Raw genomic sequence first — 3,335 nt, 5'->3', positions numbered from 1 at the left:
GGCCTGGCGCGTTGGCAGGGGTGCACCGATCGCGTCTCACGGAGGCGTGAGACTCCATGGGCACTCTGCCGAACGCTGTTGGCTTTGCTGGCCGTGGTCCCGTTGCCAGGATGCATTCGTTGCGACTCTCTGCCGTGGGGCGGCAGCGCGGCCCTGCCGTTCGACGCGGAGCGTCGTCAGAGCGCTCCTGGCCGATTGGCTTCACCGCTTCTGCTGGGCAGGGATGCCCAGCCCAGGCCGGCGGCGTAGCCGACGGGGCGCAGGCAGGAGGCCGAAGGGTAGGCGCTGTTGGGGTCACGGCGTTTCGTTGCAAAGTTATCCACAGAAACGCGGCACCAACTACAAGCAAAGAGGTACAGGAAAAGAGCTATAGGATTTAGGGGGGGGGCGATCATCACCGATTTTGCCCTCTTAGGGGGGGGGCGATCATCACCGCCGGGGGGGGGCGATCATCACTGGATAACTGCGTAAACCCACAGGCTTCTGCACAAGCGACTGTGCTTTCGATCAGCGCAACGCCGGCGGCGAACGGAAGCCCACCGCCGGGGGGGAACGATGGAGCAATAAGCCTCCGTCGATTACATCGACCTTGGCCTTCGGATACACCACCAGCACCTGGCGCAGTGCCTGTTTGAATGTTTTCTTGAAGTCCGCGGCACCATTCTTACCTCGGTATTCCTGGCCGAACTGGGCTTTCACTTGGTGCCAATGCAACAACATCGGCTTACCTTGAATGCGCCACAGCCGCGCCGCCAGCCATAGGTAGGCATCCATCGCCAGTGCGGAGCCCCGCAGCGCCCACAATGCCCGCACGTCGTGCGGTATGGGGTTCTTCCGCAACGTTTCGTAGAAGTCCGTGCCCAAGGTGACGAACGATGGCCATAGCGTCCGCTGGCCTTCTGCATCCGCAAGCCACGCCTCAAACTGCCGAACGGGTTTTCCGTCGTAGGTGTATGCCCGGCCGCCGGCATTGAAACCGAGCGTAAGCGAGCACGCAGCGAGCGCCGATACCTGCTTGCGAAACATGCGGTAGGACTGTCCACCTTTCTCGATGCCAAGCATCCGCAGCGCATCGTTCACGCTGTCGCCGAATGGGATTTCTTGCGTTTGGTGCCGCACGGCATAGGTCGTCATGTAGGACAACGCCAAGCGGGGAATAGGGCCGTAGGGAACAGGCTGCTGCACCAGCTCGCGCCCGTTCCATAACCGTCCTGCGGTCACGACCAAGGCAGCGCCGCCGCTGCGCCGCTCGAACTCCCGGCCCTTCACGGCTGATCGCGGCAATCCGATCTGACAAAGGATCGAGTGCATGAAGCCAATGTCATCGCCTTCTGGCCCTGCGCCGGCGATTTCGATGGATCGTTCCAACAATGCCCCCGTGCGCGCCGTAAGGGCGCTCGGCTCGCGCTTCTTCCGTGGGGCCTTGGGTTTCGCCGGCGCGCCCTCGGTACGCTGCGCATCCCCGCCGCCAGGCAATGCCCAATCCGGCACGTCCTGTGACTCCCACGCATCCTTCTCGCTGAGGGCAGTTTCCTCGATCACCCCAAGCAGTTCTGCTTCCTCGCGAGTAACTTCAACCATGACGCCGGGCGTCAGAAAATCAGCCATGTCCCGGCTAAGAATCGGCGGAAACGCTAAGGGTTGGGCTGCCTCATTCCCCCGGCTCTGCCCTTTCGCGCCGTCTATTTTCTTCGCCATCTGGTCCGCTCCGCCGTTCGTCGTCAGCATGCCTGCCGCCTTTACGGCTAGCATGCAAGCATGCTAGCCGCGAGCCTTGCGGTACTCATCGAACATCAGCATGAACGCCGCCGACATATCCAAGTCGCGGGCTGCACAGAAAACGCGGAACTCCCGCGCCAGCTCGGCCGTTAGCTTGATCTGTATTGGCACCTTCTTCGTACTCGGCTCACGATGGAGCGTCGCCAATGTCGGTACGTCATCGGGCGAACCTTTGCGGTTGGCGACGGGCTTCATCGCATGAAATGTTTTCGGAACTTGAACCATGGGTTTAGCCCTCGCCTTTCAGTGCATCGAGATAGTCGAAAATTTCGCCCGCGACGACACGCGCACGGCCCTGCAACGATGGATGCTTTGCTTCGTTCAGCCCATCACCGGCATCGAGCGCACGGCTATAGCCAGTTTTCAGCGGAATGTGCGCCTCCGTCACAGGGAAGCCGCCTTCCAAAAGCCATTGCCTAGCCTCGCCCACTTCGGCACCGCTGTCGGTCGTTTGATTCAGCACGAACAACACGCGTGTCGGCTTCGCCACTCCCTTGGCCACCAGCTCCCGCGCCAAGCCGAGCGCGGCGGTAAGGTCGTCCAAGGTTGATTTCGTGGGGATCACGGTCAATCCGGCCGACTTTGCGGCTTGGGCGGTCTGTGTCGATGCATGAGGCGCACCGTCGATCACGATCAGGTCGAACCCGCTGCGATCGCGGATGGCCTGGTCCACGGCCCCGAACGTCTGAACATCGATCGCCGGCGTTCGCCCGGCGCGCTGCCGACGCATGTTCCAGTTCGTCGCCGTCCCTTGCAGTAGATCAAGATCGGCGATCTTTACCCGCTGCTCGCGGTTCGCGCCTTCAACCGCCAGCAGTCGCGCAATCGTCGATTTGCCAGCACCGCCCTTCTGAGAAACCACCGCAATGATTGTAGTCATGCCAGCATGCTAGCATGCATACATGCAAGTATGCCAGCCGTAAACTCGGCTAGCATGCCATGATGGACTGACGGGATTAACCCTGCCGAGTTCTCGTTCGCCTGCCTTCTAGGGGCGGCGTTTCCGCACGGGTGCTGAGCGGCGACGCGCGGTGGGGGGCTGTGTGGAGCAGCGCGCGCTCCCATTGATCGACGCATTGACGGAGCGTCCAGCCGATGGCGCCGCAGTAGGCGCGCAACTCGACGACATCGATCCGGCGCTCGCCTTGTTCGATACGGCTGATGGTCGATTGATCCATCCCGAGCGGATCGACCAGGTCTTCCTGGCGCACGCCCCGACGGACGCGCATCTGGCGTAACAGGTCGAGCAAGGTCCGATAAGGATCGGAATGGATGGATTTGGGCATCGCCGGGCCGACGCGAAGACGGCCGGGACGCTAGATGCGCTTTGCTCATATGCAAAAGGCTCATATGACTTGCCCCGTGGTAGGCTCGACCGAAGGGGTACGGTATGGACTGCTGCACGGTACGAAGAAGGGAGATCGGCAATGCTCACCGAGATCGATGAGGGGATACGCATGCAGGGCCACCAAATCCGCGTACTGAATTGGGCGCTTGTTCTTCTTGCTGTATGCACTTGGCCGGTGGCTGCCGCTGCTCAGGAGCTTTGTGGCATT

At 61.6% G+C, this 3,335-nt stretch carries 4 protein-coding genes; all 4 read right to left on the bottom strand.

Features of this window, described 5'->3' with window-relative positions; translation table 11 throughout:
* Positions 1 to 507: 507 nt before the first annotated feature.
* Positions 508 to 1,728 carry a replication protein RepA gene (locus tag ABD002_RS19565; protein ID WP_343794300.1) on the bottom strand — a complete coding sequence of 407 codons (1,221 nt, stop codon included), beginning with the start codon at positions 1,726 to 1,728 and terminating at the stop codon, positions 508 to 510.
* Positions 1,729 to 1,761: 33 nt separating this feature from the next.
* Positions 1,762 to 2,004, bottom strand: coding sequence for a hypothetical protein (locus ABD002_RS19560; protein ID WP_343794298.1), 243 nt, complete (start codon positions 2,002 to 2,004; stop codon positions 1,762 to 1,764).
* Between the two features lie 4 nt (positions 2,005 to 2,008).
* The gene (locus ABD002_RS19555; protein WP_343794296.1) at positions 2,009 to 2,659 is read right to left on the bottom strand and encodes a nucleotide-binding protein; all 651 of its coding nucleotides are present in this window, start codon (positions 2,657 to 2,659) and stop codon (positions 2,009 to 2,011) included.
* 76 nt (positions 2,660 to 2,735) lie between these two features.
* Complete coding sequence (locus ABD002_RS19550) at positions 2,736 to 3,065, bottom strand: helix-turn-helix domain-containing protein (protein WP_343794294.1); 330 nt, start codon at positions 3,063 to 3,065, stop codon at positions 2,736 to 2,738.
* Between the last annotated feature and the right edge of the window lie 270 nt (positions 3,066 to 3,335).

This window comes from Dokdonella soli (assembly GCF_039523175.1).
Classification (GTDB): domain Bacteria; phylum Pseudomonadota; class Gammaproteobacteria; order Xanthomonadales; family Rhodanobacteraceae; genus Dokdonella_A; species Dokdonella_A soli.
The sequence above is the reverse complement of the archived record's forward strand: the minus strand, read 5'-3'. Positions and strand labels throughout refer to the sequence as shown.